This is a genomic window from Rhizobium sp. AN68, assembly GCF_030758035.1.
GTDB lineage: Bacteria > Pseudomonadota > Alphaproteobacteria > Rhizobiales > Rhizobiaceae > Agrobacterium > Agrobacterium tumefaciens.
On sequence record NZ_JARWMI010000003.1, the window covers coordinates 2,312,016 to 2,334,507 of the forward strand.

The 22,492-nt window shown below is 59.3% G+C and carries 19 protein-coding genes and 1 tRNA gene; 14 read left to right on the top strand and 6 right to left on the bottom strand.

Annotated elements, in window-relative coordinates; all coding sequences use genetic code 11:
- Positions 1–45 precede the first annotated feature (45 nt).
- From RBH71_RS24370 to dps, 7 genes are all read left to right on the top strand, one after another.
- Positions 46–1,563 carry a tripartite tricarboxylate transporter permease gene (locus RBH71_RS24370; RefSeq protein WP_003514036.1) on the top strand — a complete coding sequence of 506 codons (1,518 nt, stop codon included), beginning with the start codon at positions 46–48 and terminating at the stop codon, positions 1,561–1,563.
- A gap of 130 nt (positions 1,564–1,693) precedes the next feature.
- Positions 1,694–1,954 carry a hypothetical protein gene (locus tag RBH71_RS24375; protein ID WP_003514037.1) on the top strand — a complete coding sequence of 87 codons (261 nt, stop codon included), beginning with the start codon at positions 1,694–1,696 and terminating at the stop codon, positions 1,952–1,954.
- 200 nt (positions 1,955–2,154) lie between these two features.
- A complete protein-coding gene (locus tag RBH71_RS24380) occupies positions 2,155–3,093 on the top strand; it encodes a siderophore ABC transporter substrate-binding protein (protein ID WP_003514040.1) in 939 nt (312 codons plus the stop codon).
- 119 nt (positions 3,094–3,212) lie between these two features.
- Positions 3,213–4,178 (top strand): ABC transporter permease, encoded by a 966-nt coding sequence (locus RBH71_RS24385; RefSeq protein ID WP_003514042.1) that lies wholly within the window; start codon positions 3,213–3,215, stop codon positions 4,176–4,178.
- Entirely contained in the window at positions 4,171–5,139 is a 969-nt protein-coding gene (locus tag RBH71_RS24390; protein ID WP_111802895.1) for an iron chelate uptake ABC transporter family permease subunit, read from the top strand. Before RBH71_RS24385 ends, RBH71_RS24390 begins: the two co-directional genes overlap by 8 nt.
- Positions 5,136–5,894 carry an ABC transporter ATP-binding protein gene (locus RBH71_RS24395; RefSeq protein WP_323687531.1) on the top strand — a complete coding sequence of 253 codons (759 nt, stop codon included), beginning with the start codon at positions 5,136–5,138 and terminating at the stop codon, positions 5,892–5,894. Before RBH71_RS24390 ends, RBH71_RS24395 begins: the two co-directional genes overlap by 4 nt.
- Before the next feature lie 125 nt (positions 5,895–6,019).
- The gene (dps, locus tag RBH71_RS24400; protein WP_003514046.1) at positions 6,020–6,508 is read left to right on the top strand and encodes a DNA starvation/stationary phase protection protein Dps; all 489 of its coding nucleotides are present in this window, start codon (positions 6,020–6,022) and stop codon (positions 6,506–6,508) included.
- A 77-nt stretch (positions 6,509–6,585) separates the two neighbouring features.
- Here the strand turns inward: dps and RBH71_RS24405 are convergent, their stop codons facing one another.
- Positions 6,586–6,807 (bottom strand): hypothetical protein, encoded by a 222-nt coding sequence (locus RBH71_RS24405; RefSeq protein ID WP_013636760.1) that lies wholly within the window; start codon positions 6,805–6,807, stop codon positions 6,586–6,588.
- 372 nt (positions 6,808–7,179) lie between these two features.
- On the opposite strand from RBH71_RS24405, the gene RBH71_RS24410 reads away from it, so the two are divergent.
- Together RBH71_RS24410 and RBH71_RS24415 are read left to right on the top strand one after the other, a co-directional pair.
- Positions 7,180–7,254 (top strand) — tRNA-Gly (locus RBH71_RS24410).
- A 403-nt stretch (positions 7,255–7,657) separates the two neighbouring features.
- Positions 7,658–9,619 (top strand): methyl-accepting chemotaxis protein, encoded by a 1,962-nt coding sequence (locus tag RBH71_RS24415; protein WP_035251930.1) that lies wholly within the window; start codon positions 7,658–7,660, stop codon positions 9,617–9,619.
- A 142-nt stretch (positions 9,620–9,761) separates the two neighbouring features.
- Here RBH71_RS24415 and RBH71_RS24420 read toward each other — a convergent pair whose 3' ends face one another.
- Together RBH71_RS24420 and RBH71_RS24425 are read right to left on the bottom strand one after the other, a co-directional pair.
- The gene (locus RBH71_RS24420) at positions 9,762–10,595 is read right to left on the bottom strand and encodes an aldo/keto reductase (RefSeq protein WP_003514052.1); all 834 of its coding nucleotides are present in this window, start codon (positions 10,593–10,595) and stop codon (positions 9,762–9,764) included.
- A 65-nt stretch (positions 10,596–10,660) separates the two neighbouring features.
- On the bottom strand, positions 10,661–11,842 hold the full coding sequence (locus RBH71_RS24425) for an MFS transporter (RefSeq protein ID WP_003514054.1): 1,182 nt from the start codon (positions 11,840–11,842) through the stop codon (positions 10,661–10,663).
- Positions 11,843–12,004: 162 nt separating this feature from the next.
- Between RBH71_RS24425 and RBH71_RS24430 the strand changes: the two genes are divergently transcribed.
- Positions 12,005–12,904, top strand: coding sequence for a LysR family transcriptional regulator (locus tag RBH71_RS24430; RefSeq protein ID WP_035251889.1), 900 nt, complete (start codon positions 12,005–12,007; stop codon positions 12,902–12,904).
- Positions 12,905–12,913: 9 nt separating this feature from the next.
- Here the strand turns inward: RBH71_RS24430 and RBH71_RS24435 are convergent, their stop codons facing one another.
- Entirely contained in the window at positions 12,914–13,813 is a 900-nt protein-coding gene (locus RBH71_RS24435) for a LysR family transcriptional regulator (RefSeq protein ID WP_003514057.1), read from the bottom strand.
- A 134-nt stretch (positions 13,814–13,947) separates the two neighbouring features.
- Here RBH71_RS24435 and RBH71_RS24440 point away from each other — a divergent pair, with 134 nt between their 5' ends.
- The 4 genes from RBH71_RS24440 (at position 13,948) to RBH71_RS24455 (ending at position 19,852) form a co-directional block, all read left to right on the top strand.
- Complete coding sequence (locus tag RBH71_RS24440) at positions 13,948–14,745, top strand: alpha/beta hydrolase fold domain-containing protein (RefSeq protein ID WP_003514059.1); 798 nt, start codon at positions 13,948–13,950, stop codon at positions 14,743–14,745.
- A 169-nt stretch (positions 14,746–14,914) separates the two neighbouring features.
- Positions 14,915–16,051, top strand: coding sequence for an efflux RND transporter periplasmic adaptor subunit (locus RBH71_RS24445; RefSeq protein ID WP_323687532.1), 1,137 nt, complete (start codon positions 14,915–14,917; stop codon positions 16,049–16,051).
- Between the two features lie 114 nt (positions 16,052–16,165).
- On the top strand, positions 16,166–19,360 hold the full coding sequence (locus tag RBH71_RS24450) for an efflux RND transporter permease subunit (protein ID WP_003514062.1): 3,195 nt from the start codon (positions 16,166–16,168) through the stop codon (positions 19,358–19,360).
- Between the two features lie 288 nt (positions 19,361–19,648).
- Entirely contained in the window at positions 19,649–19,852 is a 204-nt protein-coding gene (locus RBH71_RS24455; protein WP_003514064.1) for a hypothetical protein, read from the top strand.
- Positions 19,853–19,884: 32 nt separating this feature from the next.
- On the opposite strand, the gene RBH71_RS24460 is transcribed toward RBH71_RS24455, so the two are convergent.
- Together RBH71_RS24460 and RBH71_RS24465 are read right to left on the bottom strand one after the other, a co-directional pair.
- Positions 19,885–20,730 carry an endonuclease/exonuclease/phosphatase family protein gene (locus RBH71_RS24460; protein ID WP_003514066.1) on the bottom strand — a complete coding sequence of 282 codons (846 nt, stop codon included), beginning with the start codon at positions 20,728–20,730 and terminating at the stop codon, positions 19,885–19,887.
- A 59-nt stretch (positions 20,731–20,789) separates the two neighbouring features.
- Positions 20,790–22,250: a phospholipase D-like domain-containing protein gene (locus RBH71_RS24465; RefSeq protein WP_003514067.1), complete on the bottom strand. Its 1,461-nt coding sequence runs from the start codon at positions 22,248–22,250 to the stop codon at positions 20,790–20,792.
- Positions 22,251–22,492: the final 242 nt, after the last annotated feature.

Consider the following 22,492-nt stretch of genomic DNA (forward strand, 5'->3'; position numbering starts at 1 on the left):
AGCCGTTCCGCCCGCCCATCTGCTCGACTTGGGGGACATCTGTCCATGAGTACGTTTGAATTCCTGCTGCACGGTCTTGAGGTTGCTGCCCAACCCATGAACCTGCTTTATGCGCTGATCGGCGTGACACTCGGCACTGCCGTCGGCGTTCTGCCCGGCATCGGGCCGGCGCTGACGGTCGCTCTGCTTCTGCCCGTTACATACCGGCTTGATCCCGCCGGTTCGCTCATCATGTTCGCCGGCATCTATTATGGCGGCATGTATGGCGGATCGACCACCTCGATCCTGCTCAACACGCCGGGCGAAAGCGCATCGATCGTGACTGCGCTCGAAGGCAACAAGATGGCCCGTGCGGGCCGCGGCGGTCCGGCACTTGCCACCGCCGCCATCGGCTCCTTCGTCGCTGGTCTCATCGCCACCGTCGCTCTCGCCTTTGTTGCACCCTATATCGTCAAGCTGGCGCTGGTTTTCGGCCCGCGCGAATATTTCGCGCTGATGGTGCTCGCTTTTGTCACCGTCTCCTCGGCTTTCGGAGACTCGGCACTGCGCGGCCTTACCTCGCTGTTCATCGGCTTTGCGCTCGCTATCGTCGGTATCGACCAGTTGACCGGCCAGACCCGCATGAGCTTCGGCATTCCCGACCTTCTCGACGGCGTGGAAGTGACGACGCTTGCGGTGGCCATGTTCGCCATCGGCGAGACGCTGTTCATCGTTGCGCAGGGCCAGAGTGGCGACGAGAAGGTCGAAGCGGTCAAGGGTTCGGTCTGGATGAGTGCGCAGGACTGGGCGCGTTCCTGGAAGCCCTGGTTGCGCGGCACATTGATCGGCTTCCCGATTGGCGCCATGCCTGCCGGTGGTGCTGAAATCGGCACTTTCCTTTCCTATGCAACCGAAAAGCGGCTCAGCAAACATCCGGAAGAATTCGGCCATGGCGCCATCGAAGGGGTTGCCGGTCCGGAAGCCGCCAACAATGCCTCCGCTGCCGGTACGCTCGTGCCCCTCCTGACGCTCGGCCTGCCGACGACGGCAACCGCTGCCATCATGCTTGCCGGTTTCCAGCAGTTCGGTCTTCAGCCTGGCCCGCTGCTGTTTGCCACCAATCCGCAGCTGGTCTGGGGCCTTATCGCCAGCCTGTTCATCGCCAACCTGATGCTGCTGGTGCTCAATCTGCCGCTCATCGGCCTGTGGGTGAAGCTGCTGACCATCCCGAAACCCTGGCTCTATGCCGGCATCCTGCTGTTTGCGACGCTCGGCACCATCGGCGCCAACCCGTCCGTGTTCGAACTCGGCATGCTGCTCGCCTTCGGTATCCTTGGTTACATCATGCGCATCTTCGGTTATCCGATCGCGCCTGCCGTGGTCGGCCTCATCCTCGGGCCGCTTGCCGAACAGCAGCTTCGCCGTGCACTCGCCATCGGCCAGGGCGACCCGACCGTGCTGCTCACCTCACCGATTGCCGTCGGCCTGTTCCTTGTCGCAGCCGCCGCCTTCATCGTCCCGCTCATCATGCGCATCCGCGGCCGCGGCGAGGTGCTGACGCAGCTTGCCGCCAACGAGGACTGATAACAAACAGCCTCCCAAGGCAACTGGCCCCGTCTCCTTCCGGATGCGGGGCCCTTTTTTATTCACGGCAACGGGATGTGTGGCACAGGCACGGCCGTGATAGTATTCCTGTCCAACGCAGGAGAAAAACATGCGCAAGATCGCGATCATGCTGGTTCTGGGCCTTGCCGGCTGCGCCACCGCGGCACCCGACGTGCAACCCATTCCGGGCAGCATCACCTATGGCGGACAACCCCACACCAAATTGACCAAGTCACCCATCGGCAGCACGCTCAGCCACGAATTCGTCATGGGCGACGGCCGGCTGGCGATTGAAACCTACCGCATCCAGCCTGACCGGTCGCTGAAACTGGAAAGACGCGAGATCGTCGGCGACTGGCCGCCGAATTGAGAAAAGATACGGCCCCTGATGTGGCTCCGGGGTTTGCTTCCGATGCCACACACATTTCCCGCTCACGGCAATTCAGAACTATTCTAAAACATATTTTTGATTTCCGCATACCTTGCCAATAAAGCTGACAGCGAACATCAAGTTACGCCTGCGGGATCCGCTTCCGCAGGGTCAAGAACCATATTGCAAGGGACATATCCGTGGCCATCAACTTCACCTTCCCCGTTCGGCTGCTGGCAGCAGCAGCCTTCAGCCTTGGCGCGATGACCGCAGGCGCTGAGGAAATGACGATCAAGCACGCGCAGGGCGAGACCGTTCTGAAAGCCGCGCCGAAAAAGGTTTTGGTTCTGGATATCCCCTCGCTCGACAATCTCGATGCGATGGGCGTCGAGCCAACTGGTGTCCTTGGTTCCAACCTGCCGACCTATCTCCAGAAATATGCCGATGGCAAATATCTGAAGGTCGGCACGCTGTTCGAACCCGATTACGAGGCGATCAATGCGGCAGAAGCCGATCTCGTCATCGTCGGCGGCCGTTCGCGGGCGAAATATCCCGATGTTGCGAAGATCACGCCCGCCATCGACATGTCGATCGATTCCAAGGAATTTATCGCGAGCGTCAAAGCCAATATCACCAAGCTCGGCGAAATCTTCGGCAAGCAGGAAGAAGCAAAGAAGCTCGACGCCTCCATTGACGAGAAGGTCGCAAAGCTGAAGGCCATCGCGCCGAATTCCGGCACGGCGATGATCCTCGTCACCAATGCCGGCAAGGTCGGTGTTTACGGCCCAAGCTCGCGCACCGGCTGGCTGCACACGGAAATCGGCTTCAAGCCGGTCGCTCCTGATATCGATGACCGCTTCGACCGGGGCGATGTCGTGTCCTTCGAATATCTGGCAGAGGTCAATCCCGAATGGCTGTTCGTGATCGACCGCGATGCCGGCATCGGCCGCGCAACGGACCCAGGCAAGGCCGCCGCCCAGGTGCTGGACAACGAACTGATCCACCAGACCAACGCCTGGAAGAAAAAGCAGATCGTCTATCTCGACCCGCAGGCGGCCTATATCGTCAGCAGCGGTTATACGGCGCTCACCACCCTGCTTGATCAGGTCTACGAGGCCGTGTCCGAGAAGAAGTCGTAAAAACTGCCTTCGCGACGTCATCCCCGGGCTTCTCCCGAGGATGACGAAGGAGAGGTTCAGTCCTCCGGGCAATCTGCGAGGTCGAAGCGAGCCATCACCATTTTCGAAAAACCACTGACGTGAAATCCCTGTCCCTCATCCTCGCCCTCCTTCTGGCACTGACACTCGCCATCGTCAGCCTGTTCGTCGGCGTGAGCAACATCTCGCTGGCGACGCTTTTTGCGCCGGATACGAGCGCGGATGCACTGCGCGTGCTCCTCGTCAGCCGCATTCCGCGCACGCTGGCGCTCATACTGGCCGGAAGCTCGATGGCGATTGCCGGTCTCATCATGCAGATGCTGGTACGCAACCGCTTCGTGGAGCCTTCGACGGCTGGCACCACCGAATCCGCCGGCCTTGGCCTGCTCACCGTCACCCTGCTTGCCCCGGAAACGCCGATCTTCGGCAAGATGCTGGTGGCGGCCGCTTTCGCGCTGGCCGGAACCGCACTTTTCCTGCGTATTCTACGGCAGGTGCCACTGCGCGATGTGCTGCTGGTGCCGCTGATCGGCATCATGCTGGGCGGCGTCATTTCTGCCGTCACCACTTTCTTCGCCTATCGTTTCGATCTGCTGCAATCGCTCGGCGCGTGGATGACCGGGGATTTTTCCGGCGTGCTGCGTGGCCGCTATGAATTGCTGTGGATCGGCTTCGTTTTCGCCATCGCCGCCTATCTCGCCGCCGACCGTTTCACGGTGGCAGGCATGGGGCGCGACTTCACCACCAATCTCGGACTGAACTATCGCCGGGTGATGGCGCTCGGCCTCACCATCGTCTCGCTGGTCAGTGCCGTCGTCGTCGTCACGGTGGGTATGATCCCCTTTCTCGGCCTGATTGTGCCGAATGTGGTCAGCCTGATGATCGGCGACAACATGCGCCGTTCCGTGCCCTGGGTGGCGACGCTTGGCGCGGTCTTCGTTCTTGCCTGCGACATCATCGGCAGAACGGTGCGCGCGCCCTATGAGATACCGATCGGAACCGTGGTCGGCGTCATCGGCAGCGCGTTGTTCCTCTATCTCCTGCTCCGGAAACGCCACCATGCATGAGAGACATCCCGACCGGCGCGCGAAACTCGTGCTGCTGATGCTTCTCGCACTGGCGCTCATCTCCATGGCTGCCTTCATGACGCTCGGTGCAAAGGGCAGCTGGAGCTTCATCCTGCCGTTTCGCGGCATCAAGCTTCTATCGCTGCTGTTGGTGGCCTATGCCATCGCCGTTTCGACGGTATTGTTCCAGACGGTCACCAACAACCGCATTCTCACCCCTTCGGTGATGGGTTTCGATTCGCTCTATGTGCTGGTGCAGACGGCGCTGATCTTCGTGTTTGGCTCGGCAACCGTGGTGATGATCGATCCGCAGCTGAAGTTTCTTGCCGAAACCGCGCTGCTCGTCACCTTCTCCGCCCTGCTCTACCGCTGGCTTTTCGTCGGCGCGGAACGCAGCCTGCATCTTCTGGTGCTGGTCGGCATCGTCTTCGGCGTGTTCTTTCGCAGCCTCTCGGGCTTCATGCAGCGCGTGCTGGACCCCAATGAATATGCGGTGCTGCAGGATGTGCTGTTCGCCAGCTTCAATTCCATCGATCCCACCCTTCTTGCGGTATCAGCCATCATCGTCGGCGTGGTGACGATTATCGGGTTGCGGCTCCTGCACACGCTCGACGTTCTTTCGCTCGGCCGCGCAACGGCCATCAGCCTTGGCGTGGACTACAAGCGAACGGTGACGATCATCCTCGTGCTGGTCTCCGTTCTCGTTGCCGTTTCCACCGCACTCGTCGGCCCCGTCATGTTCTTCGGGCTGCTGGTTGCGGCGCTGGCCCATTATCTCACAGGCAACGGCAAACATGCCTATGTGCTGCCGGCTGCAATCCTCATCGCCATCATCTGCCTAGTCGACGGTCAGGTGGTGCTGGAGCGGATCTTCGCCTTCAACACGGCGCTTTCCATCATCATCGAATTTCTGGGCGGCATCGTCTTTATCGGTCTTATTCTCAAGCGGGGTGCGCGATGATCATCGCCAGTCAGATCAGCAAATCCTATGGCGACACGGTTGTTGTCGATGGCGTCTCCGTCGCCATTCCGGCAGGCGGCGTCACCTCCATCATCGGGCCGAACGGGGCGGGAAAATCCACGCTGCTCTCCATCGTGGCACGGCTGATGTCCATGGATGCGGGAACCGTGACTGTGGACGGGCTGGATGTGACCAAGACCCCTTCCGACACGCTGGCAAAACGGCTCTCGATCCTCAGGCAAGACAACCACATCTCGTCACGCCTGACGGTGCGCGATCTCGTCGGTTTTGGACGTTATCCCTATTCGAAGGGCCGTCCCACCATCGAGGACAAGGTCCATATCGACCGGGCGCTGGAATATCTCCATCTCGAAAACCTTTCCGGCCGCTTTCTCGACGAGCTTTCCGGCGGCCAGCGTCAGCGCGCCTTCGTGGCCATGGTTCTGTGTCAGGACACGGACTATGTGCTCCTGGACGAGCCGCTCAACAATCTCGACATGAAACACGCCTCAAGCATGATGAAGATCATGCGTCGCGCCGCCGACGAGCTGAAGAAGACCGTGGTTCTGGTGCTGCACGACATCAACTTCGCCTCCTGGTACTCCGACACCATCATCGCCATGCGTGATGGCCGAATCTGCCGCCAGGGACCGGCGGAACAGATTATCCGTCCGGAGGTTCTGCGGGAAATCTACGACATGACCATCAGTGTCAACAACATAGACGGTCGACGCATCTGTCTGTTTTATGAGTGAGATACGACGATTGCGGAGGTTTTTTGCCATTGCCGTCCGAGCGACGGAACAGGGCAACCGGCCAGGGCGTTAATCGGGGGAGATTTTGCCAAACGGCATTCCGTCCGCAACGTCAGGAGACATCGATGAAGACGCACAAGACGAAGAACGACCTGCCTTCCAACGCCAAATCAACGGTGATGGGTATTCTGAACGAATCGCTCGCTTCGGTGATCGACCTTGCACTGGTGACCAAGCAGGCGCACTGGAACCTGAAAGGTCCGCAATTCATCGCCGTGCACGAACTTCTCGACACCTTCCGCGCCCAGCTCGACAATCACGGCGATACCATTGCCGAACGTGTGGTGCAGCTTGGCGGCACAGCGCTCGGTAGCCTGCAATCCGTCTCTTCGACGACCAAGCTCAAGGCCTATCCGACCGATATCTACAAGATCCACGATCATTTGGACGAACTGATCGCCCGTTATGGCGACGTGGCCAACATGATCCGCAAGGCTATCGATGATTCCGACGAGGCCGGCGACCCGACGACAGCGGATATCTTCACCGCCGCCTCGCGCGATCTCGACAAGGCGCTGTGGTTCCTCGAGGCGCACGTTCAGGAAAAGAGCTGAGCCGCAACGCTGCTACTGCCACCACACACACGAAAGCGCCCGAGATGCCCGGGCGCTTTTTTAATGAAATGGCGCAATCAGTGCCGACGTAAAACCGCAAGACCGATGTCGCGCAACATCTCATGATCGAGAATGCCGCGCTGGGCGCTACGGATCAAAACCGCCGCGCACTCGTTGGCGACGTGGCTACAGCGATCTTGAAGGCACTCGAAACATACGCCGTCGAAAATATTCTGCAGATCGGTGATCTGCTGGGGCGACAATTGTGCGCCGACTCTTTCAAAAGCTGCATACGACAAGGCTCATCCTCCCGATGATGACATGCCAAGTATCGTTTCTTTTTTTGTGGACATGAAATTTGTACACCCGAACGAATCACTTGTCGAATCAGATTTTAACCAAATGTAAACAGGTTATTTTTTGGCCATCCGGCCGGTTGTGTGCTTTTACACCCAAATAAAGGCCAGCCGAAACAATACCTTCGCCCGCCAACACCCTTTTTTACGACGCATCGGCCCGGCCGTTTTGAATAAACCCACAGGCCAGACGGATTTCCACCGAAACCGCAAAAGAAACTGTTGCATTCCAAAAACGATTGAGCGATATAGCACCCGTCGCCACGCTTTGGCGGCCCGCGGTCCAGCGAACTACCCCGGACCAGCGGTTTTTGAGCGGGTGTAGCTCAGGGGTAGAGCACAACCTTGCCAAGGTTGGGGTCGAGGGTTCAAATCCCTTCGCCCGCTCCAGTTTTCCCTGGAAAACGTCGGGAATGTCAAAGCGCTTACAGGCACCGCCTGATTTTGCCGTCGGTCCCAGATAGCTCCTCTTCAACCGAAGCCTACCCGCATGTTCTCGGCCGATCTGACGCCCAACCACAGTCCCGTGCCCTAGACACCGAACTTATTCGCTTCGGGAAGGCGTTCGCGGACGCGCAAGACATGACAACCGATTTGAGATGCTCATTAGAATTATTCAGTATTAAATACTATTCTTATTTAATATAACATTACAGTATCTTATTATAAGATACGTAATTACTAATAATACATAATTGTTTCTTAAATTTGTAATTATAATCATCACCGGAAAAGCGCATGATGCCGAAATATGACCCATGAAGGGCTCGATTTTCTTGTGGGAGCCATAACGATGAGAAATATTCCCGTTGTCGGAAAGTTTTTGACGGTATTTGCGCTATTCGGCGTATGTGCAATCCTGATTGCGGCCTACTCCGCCATACAGATCAAATCGATCGATGGAAGTTATAGTGATCTTATTGCTCGTGACAGCGCAGCGGCCTTGAATTTGGCGCTCGCGAACAAGGAACTGCTGAACGGGCGTGCGGCTCTGGCCGATATGATGATCGCCTTTACGGAACAGGGTAATGCCGCTGCCGAAGCTGAGGTGAAGGCCACACGCGACAAGTTCATGGTATCGATGGATGGAGCCATCGCCAATATCCCCGAAGACAACCGCCTGCGCGTACTCAAGGACGACGTGACGACGCTCTATAACGTGACGTGCAAGAACGCCTGGCACCTGGGCCGAACCGCATCAACCGTGGATGAGGCACTTGCGTCGCAAAAAGCGTTTGGCACCGAGTGTCAGCCAGTCTTTGCCAAGATCGGCGCGAAACTTACACAGATAGCCACTGATATTTCGAACCGTAGCGCCAAGCAGAGCGATGATCTGAGCGACATAAGCCAACGGACTGCACTAATTACCGTCGCGGCGGTCGTCCTCGGCTTCATCACCGTCGTCGTCATCGGATATTTCGCGATCAGCAGCTGGCTTGTCACGCCGATCCGGGGTCTTGTCGGCACGATGCAAACGCTTGCGGAGGGTAACCTGTCCGTCAAGGTCGAGGGAACGGACCGGCGCGACGAGGTCGGCACGATGGCAAAGGCCGTTGAGGTCTTCAAGGATAACGAATTGAAGGCCCGCCGGCTGGAAGCGGATGCGGCGCAGGTGCGTAACCAGTCCGAGGCAGAGCGTCAAAGAACCGCCGAAATTGATCGCAGGCGCGCCGCCGAAATGGCGGAAGCGACCAGCGGCCTTGCCGAAGGTCTGAAGCATATGGCCAATGGCGACCTGTCCTACCAGCTGAAAACGCCTTTCTCCGCAGAATTCGAAAGCCTGCGTGCGGACTTCAATATCGCCGTAAACCAGCTTAGCAAAACACTGCTGTCCGTTGCCGATGTCACGGCCACGATCGACAACGGCTCTCGCGAGTTGAGTTCGAGTGCGAGCGACCTGTCGCAACGCACGGAAACCCAAGCCGCATCGCTGGAAGAAACAGCCGCAGCGCTCGACCAGATAACCAGCAACGTCAGCAATTCGACCAGACGGACTGAGGAGGCGCGGATCGTGGCGGTCGAGGCCAACAGATCCGCGCAGACATCCGGTCAGGTCGTCGCAACTGCGGTCGATGCAATGAAGCGCATAGAAAGCTCTTCAAGCCAGATTTCCAACATCATAGGCGTCATCGACGAGATTGCCTTCCAGACCAATCTTCTGGCACTCAACGCCGGCGTCGAGGCGGCCCGTGCGGGCGAGGCAGGCAAGGGCTTTGCGGTTGTGGCACAGGAAGTGCGTGAATTGGCCCAGCGCTCGGCGCAAGCGGCCAAGGAAATCAAGGAGCTTATCCGCAATTCCGCCGACGAAGTGCAGAACGGCGTGAAACTCGTGACCGCAACCGGCGACGCACTCAAGATCATTGAAAGTCACGTCATCGCCATCAATACACAACTCGACGCCATCGCGACATCCGCAAGGGAACAGTCGGTCGGGTTGGCCGAGGTCAACAGCGCGGTAAACCAGATGGACCAGGTCACGCAGCACAATGCCGCGATGGTCGAAAGGGCGACGGCCTCCAGCGCATCGCTTGCCGGTGATGCCGAAAAACTCCGCCAGATCGTCGGCCAGTTCAAGCTGGATGGCGCAATGGCCAGCACCAGCACGGCTCGATCCGCATATAAGCCTTCAGCGCCGGTGCGCGTTGCGGACAACGCACAGCCGAGACCATCCCCGGCGCGTCGCATGATCGGCCAGGTGGCCGCAGCGCTCGGCGTATCCACGGCCTCGAAAGATCAGACCTGGGGCGAATTCTGATCCACTCTCTCAGAAGACACCCGGATAGCTTATCCGGGTGTCTTAAGGTTATCTATATCAGTGAAAACCGCTCCTCCGTCATGCCGGGCTAGACCCGGGTGACGGCACCAGGAGGAATTCCACCCACACCGGTTGGCAACTGTCAGGCAGCCGCGTCCCATACCGGTGCAAGCCCGTCCGGCGAGACGATACGGCCATCCGGTCGGGCAAGAGCACGGATCGCATCCGTCTCAGCGACCGACAGCGTGAAATCGAAGATCGCAAGGTTTTCGTCAACACGGGCTTCGCTCACCGTCTTCGAAAGCGCAATCACACCCTGCTGCTGCACGAGCCAGCGCAGCACCACCTGCGCCACCGACTTGCCCCGGCTTGCGGAGATGTCCTTTAGAACCGGATCGGCAAAAACCTTGCCGTCGGCCATACCGTAATAACCCGTCACCGACATGCCGGCAGCCTTGGCCGCCGCGATCACCATATCCTGATCGATATAGGGATGGTATTCGATCTGATTGGTGACGATCGGTGCCTTTGACAAACTGACCGCCTCAGCCATCAGCGCCGTATTGAAGTTGGACACGCCGATATGGCGAACCTTGCCGGCGTCGCGAACCGCGTTCAGCGCGCCGATCTGCTCGGCCAGCGTTACCGCTTCGTTCGGCCAGTGCAGAAGCAGGAGATCGACATAATCGGTCTTCAGTTTTTTCAGGCTCTCATCGACGGAGGCAAGAAAGGCATCGTGCCTGTAGTTCTCCACCCAGACCTTGGTGGTCAGGAAGATATCGCTGCGTGCCACGCCGGAACCGGCAATGGCTTCGCCGACTTCGGCCTCATTACCGTAAATCTGCGCGGTATCGATATGGCGAAAGCCGGCCTTCAGGGCATGCGGAACGATCCGAAGAACATCGGGGCCGGGAATACGGAAGGTACCGAAGCCAAGCGCCGGGATCGATGCGCCGTTGGCGGTGACATCAAACATATATTTTCTCCTTTTAGGGTACGCCCGGCCAGCCCTTAGGCAGTGGCCGGGATTTATATGAAAACTCAGGCAGTCTTCAGCGAGAGCGAGGCGCGACGGTCGAGTGCACTGCTCCAGAGGGTGAGAATGAGGGCAATGGCGACAAGGATGGCGCCGACCCATGGGGTTGCGGCAAGGCCCATCGGCGATTCCACCACCAGACCGCCAAGCCACGCACCAATCGCGATGCCGAGATTGAAGGCGGCGATATTGAGCGCCGAGGCGACATCGACAGCGCCGGGGCGGTGTTCCTTGGCCAGCTGCACCACATAAAGCTGCAGGCCGGGAACGTTGGCGAAGGACAGGAAGCCGAGCGCCACCAGCGTGATCAGGGTCAGAACCGGCGAGACGGCGGTGAAGGAAAAGACCAGAAGCACGATGGCTTGTGCCAGAAAGAGGCCGATCAACGCCTTGACCGGATTGTGGTTGGCGATTTTGCCGCCACCGATGTTACCGGCGGCAATGGCGATGCCGTAGAGCACAAGGATCAGGCCGACGCTCTTTTCGGAGAAGCCTGTGACATCCTGAAGGATCGGCGCCAGAAAGGTGAAGGCGACGAAGGTGCCGCCGTAACCAAGTGCGGTCATGGCGAAAACGATGATTAGTCGGCCGGAACCCAGCACCCGCACCTGATCGAGAAGGCGGGCGGGCGGCGCTTTCTTCAGCGTTCCCGGCAACAGGGCCGCGATACCGGCAAAGGCGATGACACCAAGACCTGCAACCGCCCAGAAGGTGGCGCGCCAGCCGAAAATCTGCCCGATATAGGTACCGATCGGCACGCCGGTGACGATGGCGACAGTCAGACCCATGAACATCATGGCAATCGCCGAGCCACGGCGGTTTTCCGGCACGAGATCGGCGGCGATGGTGGCACCAACGGAGAAGAACACGCCATGGGCGAAGGCGGAAAGCACCCGCGCGACCAGAAGCGTCTCATAGCTTGGCGACACGGCGGCTGCGACATTACCGACGACGAACAGCGCCATCAGACCCAGCAGCAGCGGCTTTCTTTCGATCTTGCCGGTCAGCGCAGTCAGGATCGGCGCACCGAAAGTGACACCCAGCGCGTAAACGCTGACGATAAGGCCGGCAAGCGGCAGGGTAATGTGGAGATCTGCGGCGACCGTCGGCAAAAGACCGACGATGACAAACTCCGTGGTTCCGATCGCGTAAGCCGCGATCGTCAAGGCAAATATGGCCAATGGCATGACGAGTACCTCTTCGCCCGGAGCGGGATCGCGGGCGTTATGGACAGCGGGTGCTGTCCGGTTGGATCAACTATGTGATTGCAATATGGGCGAAGGGGACTTGCATGATAATCAGCAAGATTGGATAAAGGCCTTTGAATTAATTTCACAAGTGGTGCAGCGATGGACAACAGGGCCGGAGAAATGGAAGTCTTCGTGGCGGCAGCCGAGCTGGGGAGTTTTTCCGCAGCCGGGCGCAGGCTCAAGCTTTCACCCTCGGCGGTGAGCAAACTTGTCACCCGCATTGAAGACCGCCTCGGCACCCGCCTTCTCGCTCGCTCCACCCGCGTGGTGACGCTGACGCCGGAGGGGGAAATCTATCTTTCCCGGGCAAGGCGCATTCTGGCCGACATCGCCGATACGGAGCAGATCGTAGCAGGCGGCGGCAAGGTGGTGCCGCGGGGGCTACTGCGTGTCAACGCCACGCTGGGCTTCGGCGAAAGGTATCTTCTGCCGCTCGCACCGGAGTTTTTATCTCTTTATCCGGAAATCGAACTGGATATCTCGCTGACCGACGGCGTCATCAGCCTGATCGAGGAGCGCACCGATATTGCGATACGATCCGGCGGGTTGGCGGATTCGTCCCTCAAGGCAAGAAAGCTGAAAGAGGTCCGCCGGATCATCGTCGCCTCCCCTGCCTATATCGAAAAACATGGCATGCCGGAAAAGCCGCAGGATCTGGCCCAACACAATTGCATCAGCTTCAATTTCAGTCGCAGCCTCAACGAATGGCCTTTTCGTGATCCCGGCACGACGGAAGTCTACCGCCTTCCCGTGACCGGCAACGCCTCGGTCAACAGCGGCATGGCAATGCGTAGGCTGTGCCTGACGGGCCTTGGGCTGGGAAGGGTCGGAGAGTTTCATGTCGAGCCGGATATCGAGGCCGGTCTGCTCGTGCCGGTGCTGGAGGATTACAATCCGGGCGACATGGAGGTGATCCATGCCGTTTATGCCGGACATGATCATCTGGCCGCCCGCGTACGCGCCTTTATCGATTTTGTCGCGGCAAAGGTCGGGCGGTGACTAGCCGCCTCAGACGAGGCTGTGAACCATCTTCGCCAGCCAATCCACGAAGACACGGACCTTGTTGGTGACGTGCCGTGTCTGCGGATAAACGACATAGATCGGCATGGGTTCGCGCCGCCATTCCGGCAGAACCGGCACGAGCTCGCCACGCGCAAGCGCATCCTTGACCATGAAAACGGGCAGCTGCACCATGCCCATGCCCGCCAGCGCGGCGTTGAGATAGGTGCGGCTGTCATTCACCGACACGACATAGTTGGGCGTAATCTCGACGCTGCGAAGCCCGTTGTCGAATGAGATCGGCATGATCTGGCCCGTGGTGGCATTGAAATATCCCACGGAATGATGTCCGTTTTCGAGATCTTCCGGCTGTTGCGGCATGCCGAAACTCTCGATGTACAGGGGAGAGGCGAAGGTTTCGAATTTCAGCTCGCCGACCTTACGCGCTATAAGGGATTGATCCCGCAACGTGCCGACCCGCAGCGCGCAATCGACATTCTCCGCGATATAATCGACCAAACGGTCGCCGACGCCGAGATCGAGCCGGATTTGCGGATAGCGCTGGTAAAATTCGCAAAGATGTGGAATAACCACGAGGTCCGCGAAGACACCGGCCATTTCCACCCGCAACCGGCCAGACGGCTGCACCTGCGCGCTGGACATGCTACCATCAAGCTCTTCGATTTCCGACAGAATCTGCGAGGCCCGCTCATAATAGAGAGCGCCGTCCGTCGTCAGCATCACCCGCCGCGTTGTGCGGTTGAGAAGCGTGGTATGTAAATGCGCCTCCAGCGCCTGGACCATGTTGGTGACGGTGGTTTTGGGCATGTTCAGCGCGGTCGCGGCGCGGCTGAAATTGCCGGTTTCGACGACGCGAGTGAATACCCGCATGGCGGAAAGCTGATCCATGTCGCTATTATCCGTTTTTTTGGAATAGTGTTTTCATTTTGACGTACTTGATCGTTTTCTCCCGAACAATAATATGAATTTCAGATTTTGCAAATATGGTGAGCTGCTGATGGCGGCGCACGGGACCGGATCAGATGAAAGCGCACTGGGAAAATATAGAAGGCTGTGGGGGCTCGGCGTCCCAGCTTTCCGTGCGCCGATATGAAAGTGCCGGCCTGTGCACCAACCCGCCTGTGGTCCTTTATTTGCGCGGCGGCTCGTTTCTTGAAAAGGGCGGCAATTGCCCGGAGCTTCCGGTGGCACGCGCGCTCGCCGAAAGCGGCGCGATCGTCGTCGAGGCCGACTATAGCAAGTCGTCCGGCAACGAGTTTCCGATGGTGATCGATTGTGCCTTCGAAGCGCTGGATCACCTGAGCCGGGACCGCAAGCATTATGGCGGCGCGAAATCGCTGCTGTTTGTGGCCGGCGAAGAGGCTGGTGGCAATGTGGCGGCTGGGCTTGCGCTGAAGGCGCGAGACCGCATGCCGGGCAAGCTTGCCGGTCAAATACTTCTGTCGCCCATGATCGACCCGATGATGACGACGGAATCCTTCCGCGATGCGGACAGGATCGGCATGCGCCAGCGCTGGGCGGATGGTTGGAGCCATTACCTTGCCAAGGCCTGCGGGTTTTTTCACCCCTATGCCGCGCCCTGCCAGTGTACGCGGCTGAACCGGGTGGCGCCGGCGCTGATCTTTACCGCCGAGGACGACCCTCTGCGCGACGAAACGGTCGGTTATGCCGACAGGCTCATCGCCTCCGGTGTCAGCGTCCGGCAGCATGTTTTCCCCGCCGGTATTGGCTGGACGGGGCTTTATCAAGGAAAGGGCGGCGGATGGGTCCCATCCGTCTGTTCGGAGTTCAAGACTTTCGTTGACCAGATAAAACAATGAAATCGCATTTTGAGCATGTCCAGTAAAAGTGCGTAGCGGTTTTACGCCCGGACCATGCGACAAAACACACAGATAGAGAAACTGACCGGCTCCTGATCCGAGCCAAGGAGAGACCCATGACGCTGACCACAAAGCGCCGGCCCTGACGGGCGCCGGTATCGGGCTTGCTATGTCCGTTGCAGCCGCAGCACTCATTTTCGACCTGCCCACCAGCCGTGATGCGACGGCAGCCTCCACCCCGGCTGAAACGCCGGCTATCCCAGTCACCGTCGCCAAGGTGGAAAGCCGCGATGTGATGCGCTGGGAAGAATTTTCCGGCCGTCTCGAAGCCGTCGACCGCGTGCAGATCCGCTCCCGCGTCGCTGGCCAGATCAAGGCCGTGCATTTCCGCGAAGGCGCGCTGGTGAAGGAAGGCGACCCCCTCTTCACCATCGATCCGGCCCCCTATCAGGCAGCCGTTGCAGGTGCTGAAGCCCAGGTCGCCTCCGCCGAAGCCAAGGTCAGCCTTGCCAAGACGGAACTCGACCGTGGCCGCAGGCTTTCCGACAATCGCACGATCTCCCAGAGCGATCTCGACCAGCGGCAAAGCTCGTTTGCGGATGCCGAAGCCCAGCTTCGCGCCGCCCGCGCGACGTTGACGACGGCTCAGCTCGATCTTGGTTACACCGAAATCGTTGCACCGGTTTCCGGCAGGGTCGGCCGCATCGAAATCACCGCCGGCAACCTCGTTGCCGCCGGCTCGACATCGCCTGCCCTGACGACGCTGGTTTCGGTCAACCCGATCTATGCCAGCTTCAACGCCAGCGAAGGAACGGTAGCGAAAGCGCTTTCCGAGCTGCCGAAGACAACCGACGCCCTGCCCGCGCTCGAACAGATCCCGGTGGAAATCGGCACGCTTTCGGATGAAGGCACGCCGATCAAGGGCACCCTGCACCTCATCGACAACCAGGTCGATTCCGCCAGCGGCACCATTGGTGTGCGTGCGGTCTTCGAAAATCCTGATGGCAGGCTCATTCCCGGCCAGTTCGTGCGGGTGCGCATGGGTGAACCGAAGCCGGAAAACCGGATAGTCATCAGCGACCGCGCCATCGGCACGGATCAGGACAAGCGGTTCGTCTTTGTCGTCGATGCCGAAAACAAGGTGAGCTACCGCCAGATCAAGCCCGGCGCACCGGCTGACGGCCAGCGCATCATCGACAGCGGCCTTGCCGCCGGCGATACGATCGTCGTCAACGGCCTGCAGCGCATTCGCCCCGGTGCAACCATCGCACCGCAGGCGGAAGACAAGGTCGCCGCCTCGCAATAACGCCGTCCCGCCTCCGGCGAGACGCATTTCACAAAGAACCGGCCCTCACCGGCGGCCATGATGCCGCCGGAACGGTCCTTGCATTTCCAAATCTACCCGGAGAGGGGACTGGATATGAATATTTCCAGATTTTTTGTCGACAGGCCGGTCTTCGCCGGCGTGCTGTCGATCCTGATCGTGGTCGCAGGCCTTCTCGGCATGCGCGCCCTGCCGATTTCCGAATATCCGGAAGTCGTTCCGCCATCCGTCGTCGTCCGCGCCACCTATCCCGGTGCGAACCCGGCCGTTATCGCCGAAACCGTCGCCACGCCGCTTGAAGAACAGATCAACGGCGTCGAGGACATGCTCTATATGGGCAGCCAGGCGACATCGGACGGCGTGCTGACGCTGACCGTCACGTTCAAGCTGGGCACCGACCCGGACAAGGCGCAACAGCTGGTGCAGAACCGCGTGTCGCAGGCCGAACCGCGCCTGCCCGCGGAAGTGCGCGCACTCGGCATCACCACCGTCAAAAGCTCGCCCGACTTCATCATGGTCGTCAATCTCGTGTCGAAGACCGATGCCTATGACATCACCTATCTGCGCAACTATGCGACGCTGAACGTCAAGGATCGCCTCGCCCGTATCGAAGGCGTGGGTCAGGTGCAGGTCTTCGGCGCGGGTGACTATTCCATGCGCGTCTGGCTGGATCCGCAAAAGGTGGCCGAACACGATCTCGCCGCCAGCGACGTATCCGACGCCATCCGTCAGCAGAACGTCCAGGCCGCAGCCGGCGTCATCGGCGCATCGCCAAGCCCCAACGGCGTCGACCTGCAGCTCAACGTCAATGCCCAGGGCCGTCTGACGACGCCGGAGGAATTCGGCAACATCATCGTCAAGAGCGGCGCGAACGGCCAGATCACCCGTCTTCGCGACGTCGCCCGCATCGAACTCGGCGCTGCCGACTATACGCTGCGCTCGCTGCTCGACGGCGAACCCGCCGTGGCGATCGCCGTATTGCAGGCTCCCGGCTCCAACTCCATCGAAATCGCCGACAATGTCCGCGCGACAATGGACAATCTGCAACTGGCGATGCCTGATGGCGTGAAATATGAAATCGTCTACGACACGACGAAGTTCGTTCGCTCCTCCATCGAAAAGGTCGTTGATACGCTCCTCGAGGCCGTTGGCCTCGTGGTACTGGTGGTCATCCTGTTCCTCCAGACCTGGCGCGCCTCGATCATTCCGCTGATCGCCGTTCCAGTGTCGATCATCGGCACCTTCGCCGTCATGTATGCCTTCGGTTTCTCCATTAACGCGTTGACCCTGTTCGGCCTCGTGCTGGCCATCGGCATCGTGGTGGATGACGCCATCGTGGTGGTGGAAAACGTCGAGCGAAACATCGAAAACGGGCTTTCTCCGCGTGATGCCACCTACAAGGCGATGCGCGAAGTCTCCGGGCCGATCATAGCAATCGCGCTTGTGCTGGTCGCCGTTTTCGTCCCACTAGCCTTTATCTCCGGCCTTTCCGGCCAGTTCTACCGGCAGTTCGCGCTGACGATCGCGATTTCCACCGTCATTTCGGCGATCAATTCTCTGACGCTGTCACCCGCTCTTGCAGCCCTGCTGCTGAAAGAGCACGACGCACCGAAAGACTGGCTGACCCGCTTCATGGACCGGATTTTCGGCTGGTTCTTCCGTGGCTTCAACCGCGCCTTCGGGGCCGCCTCCAACGGTTACGGCAAAACCGTAGGCGGGCTGGTAATGCGCAAAAGCCTCGTCATGATCGTCTATATGGCGCTGGTGGCTGCCACCTACGGCATGTTCAGCGCGGTCCCAAGCGGGTTCGTACCGGCGCAGGACAAGCAATATCTCATCGGCTTCGCCCAGCTTCCGGACGGCGCAACGCTTGACCGCACGGAAAGCGTCATCAAGCGGATGAGCGATATCGCCATGCAACAGCCGGGCGTCAGCCACGCCATCGCTTTCCCCGGCCTGTCGATCAACGGCTTCACCATCGGCTCCAATTCCGGCATCGTCTTTGCGGTTCTCGACGACTTCGAAAACCGCAAGACGCCGGAACTGTCAGGCGGCGCCATCGCCATGCAGCTGAACCAGAAGTTTGCCGGCATTCAGGATGCCTTCATCGCCATGTTCCCGCCGCCGCCGGTTAACGGTCTCGGCCAGACGGGCGGCTTCAAGCTGCAGATCGAGGACCGTGCCGGTTACGGCTACCAGACCCTTGACGAAGCGGCCAAGGCGGTCATCGCCAAGGCATACCAGACACCGGAACTGGCAGGCATCTTCTCCAGCTTCCAGATCAACGTGCCGCAGCTCTTCGCCGATCTCGACCGCGCCAAGGCCGAGCAGCTGGGCGTTTCGGTCAGCGACGTCTTCCAGACGCTGCAGATCTATCTGGGCTCGCTTTATGTCAACGACTTCAACGCCTTCGGGCGGACATACAGCGTGCGTGTGCAGGCAGATGCGCAATTCCGCGCCCATGCCGAAGATATCGGCCGCCTGAAGGTCCGCTCGTCCACCGGTCAGATGATCCCGCTTTCCACGCTGTTGAAGGTGGATGCAACGACAGGACCGGAGCGCACAAACCGTTATAACGGCTTCCTTGCAGCCGATATCAACGGCGGTCCGGCACCGGGCTTCTCCTCTGGACAGGCGCAGGCAGCGATCGAGAAAATCCTTGCCGAAAACCTGCCGGCCGGGATCGAATACGAATGGACGGACCTGACTTACCAGCAGATCCTTGCCGGTAATTCCAGCCTCGTGGTCTTCCCGCTGGCGCTGCTGCTCGTCTATCTCGTATTGGCTGCGCAATATGAAAGCCTGACCCTGCCGATCGCGATCATTCTAATCGTTCCGCTCGGCGTTCTCGCCGCATTGACAGGCGTCTGGCTGACGGGAGGGGACAACAACATCTTTACGCAGATCGGCCTTGTCGTCCTTGTCGGACTATCGGCGAAGAACGCGATCCTGATCGTGGAATTCGCCCGCGAGCTGGAATTCGAAGGACGAACGCCGCTTCAGGCCGCAGTCGAGGCAAGTCGCCTGCGCCTCCGCCCGATCCTGATGACCTCACTCGCCTTCATCATGGGCGTGGTGCCTCTGGTCATCTCCACCGGTGCGGGTGCGGAAATGCGCGCGGCCATGGGTGTCGCAGTGTTCTCCGGCATGATCGGGGTGACGTTCTTCGGCATCTTCATGACACCGGTATTCTACGTGCTGGTGCGCAAGCTGTCGGGTAACCGTCCTCTCATCCAGCACAAACAGGAAGAACCTGCCAATTCGGACTACAAGCTCGAAAAGGCCGGCTGAGACCTTATCCAATCCACCGCAAACTTCGACGAAAGCCCGCCGCGCATCTCACGATGCGCGGCGTTTTTGTTGGTGGGAACGTCCATGTGCGTCGCCTGAAACAGAATCTGTTTCAATGACTTAAGCAGCAAGCACATACATGTTGCGCCGCAATAACGAAAGAACGAATACACTATATCCGCATAAGGCAGCAGATACGTAAAGGAACAATGCTATTTTATGCTTTCCATTTTGTGGTAATTTCAAGAACAGGGTGATTCGGGCTAAATGATTTAGTTCAGGGGTGACATGATGGAGCAGGAATACGAGAACTGGGCGACAACCATTGCCTATTCGATAGTAATGCATGAAGGTCTCGATCTGGCGCTTGCCGCGCAGAATCTGGACAGATGCAAGACCAGAAACAACCGTGAACGGCTGATGGAAGCCATCCGCACATCGCTGCTGGAGGCCCGTTCGCGCAGCCATCTGACGGTAGCGCAGCGGCTCTGAAGTCTGTCGCCGTATCCGATGCTGCCACAGGATCAGGTTGGAAGCAGATCGGTCCTTATCGCGGCTTTCAGCGGCAGGTGGTCCGAGGCAATGCGCGCCAGCGCACTGTCATGCGCTTCCACCTGCTCGATCAGCCCTTCGCGGTTGGCGATGATCCTGTCGAGCGCAAGCACCGGCAGGTTGGATGGAAAACTGGGCACTGCGGGCGGCAGGGCGCCGAATGCATCTCTCAGAGTATTGAGCGACGAGCCATTGCCGAGACGCCATTCGTTCAGGTCTCCCATGAGGATGGTCGCGCATTCGTTTCGCGCTTCCAGAAGACCGATAAGCGCCTTTGCCTGCTGGGCACGGGAATGCCTCAAAAGACCGAAATGCGCGGCGATTATTCGCAGTGCGCCACCGCTTTTCAAATCCAGTTCCACCACCAGCGCGCCGCGCGGCTCCAGCCCCGGCAATTTCAGCGTATGAACATCCCGCACCGCACCTTCCTTGAACAACAGGACATTGCCGTGCCATCCATGCGCCTTCACACCCGCCAGAACAGGCACGGGGACAAGCCCGCTTTCCCGCTCCAGCCGGGCAAGATCGAGCAGGCCCGTGCGCTCGCCGAAACGGCTGTCCGCCTCTTGTAGCGCGATGATATCCGCGCCGATTTCCTGAATGACGCGGCTGGTGCGATCAGGATCGAACCTGCGGTCGCGTCCGACGCATTTATGGACGTTGTAGGACGCGATGACCGGGAAGGAGTGATCTTTCTCCACCTGCCCGGCATTCTTCCGTTGGTGGCGGTCGCGCAGTGACTGCATGACGAAGGCGGGCAGGCTGCTGTTTTTCGCCAGTGCCGTTTTTCCACGCTCCAGCAAACTGTTTTTCTTCACGCTGCGACGCCTCCGATGCGCAAATTAAAAGTTTTAGAGCGTTTCCGACGCATGGCGCTCTAAAGATACGGCGAAGCGAGCCACAGGACGCGCTCCACAAAACGGACAACGAATGGCCGCGCATTCAGTTCGCTCAGTCGCACGGGTAAAGCGGTTGCCCGTGCTTCCCGGATGCGGTTTCCGATGGTCGCGGCGAATTCCTCATCCATAACTTCCAGATCGACTTCGAAGTTCAGCCGCAATGAACGAGGGTCCAGGTTGGAAGAACCGATGTAGCTCCAGCGCTCGTCGATCACCAGAAGCTTGGAATGATTGAAGGGCCCTGTCGCCCGCCAGATGCGGCAGTAATTCTTCAACATCTGGTCGAATTGCGCCGTCATCGCCCTGTCCACAAGCACCAGATTGTTGCTTTGCGGCACGATGATATCCACCACGACTCCCCGCCTCGCTGCGGTAATGAGCGCTGAAATAAGCTCCCGATCGGGGAGAAAATAGGGCGACATGACGAGAATGGAGGAGCGGGCGACGGAAAACGCCCCCATCAGCATCTTGTGATTGGTCTCTATGCTCTTATCCGGCCCCGAGGAGGAAACGCGGGCGACGATCTGTGAACCCGGCACACCATCGGGAATGGCGATATCCCAGACCGGCGTGTGCAGAAGCTCCCCCGTCGTGAACCTCCAGTCCTCCGCCGCAATGGAGAAAAAATCAGAGACAACCGGTCCGCTGATCTTGAAATGTGTGTCGTGCGCCTGTTTTTCGCCGCCGAATTCAAGGGTGAAGCCCTCGCGGATATTCATGCCGCCGCTAAAGGCGATGCGCCCGTCCACCACCAGGATCTTGCGGTGGGTGCGCAAATTCGCATAGGGCAGCCGCAGCCCCATGATGACATTGCCGTTGAACACATCGGCAACGATGCCTTTTTCCCGGAGCGTCGGCAGGATGCTCGGCACGGAATAACGCGCGCCCACCGCATCCACCAGCACCCGCACCTCCACGCCCCGGAGCTTCGCCCTTTCCAGCGCGGCGACAAAACGAGCACCGATCCTGTCATTGTCGAAAATATATGTTTCGAGGATGATCGACCGCTTCGCCTCGCCTATCGCCTCCAGCATGGCGGCATAGGCCGCGTCGCCGGTGACAAGCGGCTCGATGCTGTTACCGGTCGTCAGTGCGTGGCGCGTCACCCGGTCGCCGAGCGTCTTCATCGCCTCGAAACGGCGTCCGAACCGCGCGGCAATCACCTCGCCGCTCGCATCCAGGCGCGCCACGCGATCCATGATCTCGTCCTGCATGAAAGACCGCTGCTGCCTGATACTGGACCGGCGAATCCGGTTGATGCCGGCAATCGCATAAATGACTGCACCGACGATCGGCGACAGAACGATGACGCCCACCCAGCCAAGCGCGGAGCGGACCTCTTCCTTCGTCATCGTGGCATGTACGGCCGCCACGGTTCCCATCAAAATGGAAAGAGCGGCAAGGATATGAGGCCAATAGGCGATGACGAGATCGAGCATGATGCAACTATAGGGCATCGTGCCGAAAAGTGTACCGCGGTTTTGGGAAAACCCGATGCGTAAACAAAAAGGTAGGGCAGTTCGCCGATCCCGCAATAACGGACCGGCACCGGAAAGGCCAAGAAGACCGGACGCCCATCGTTTTACGGGATAGACCCTTGCGGGATTAACGGTGGAAAGTGACGATGCGATATGTCATGAGAGCGCATCTTGATCTGTGAGCAGGGGCACTTGCGGGCTTC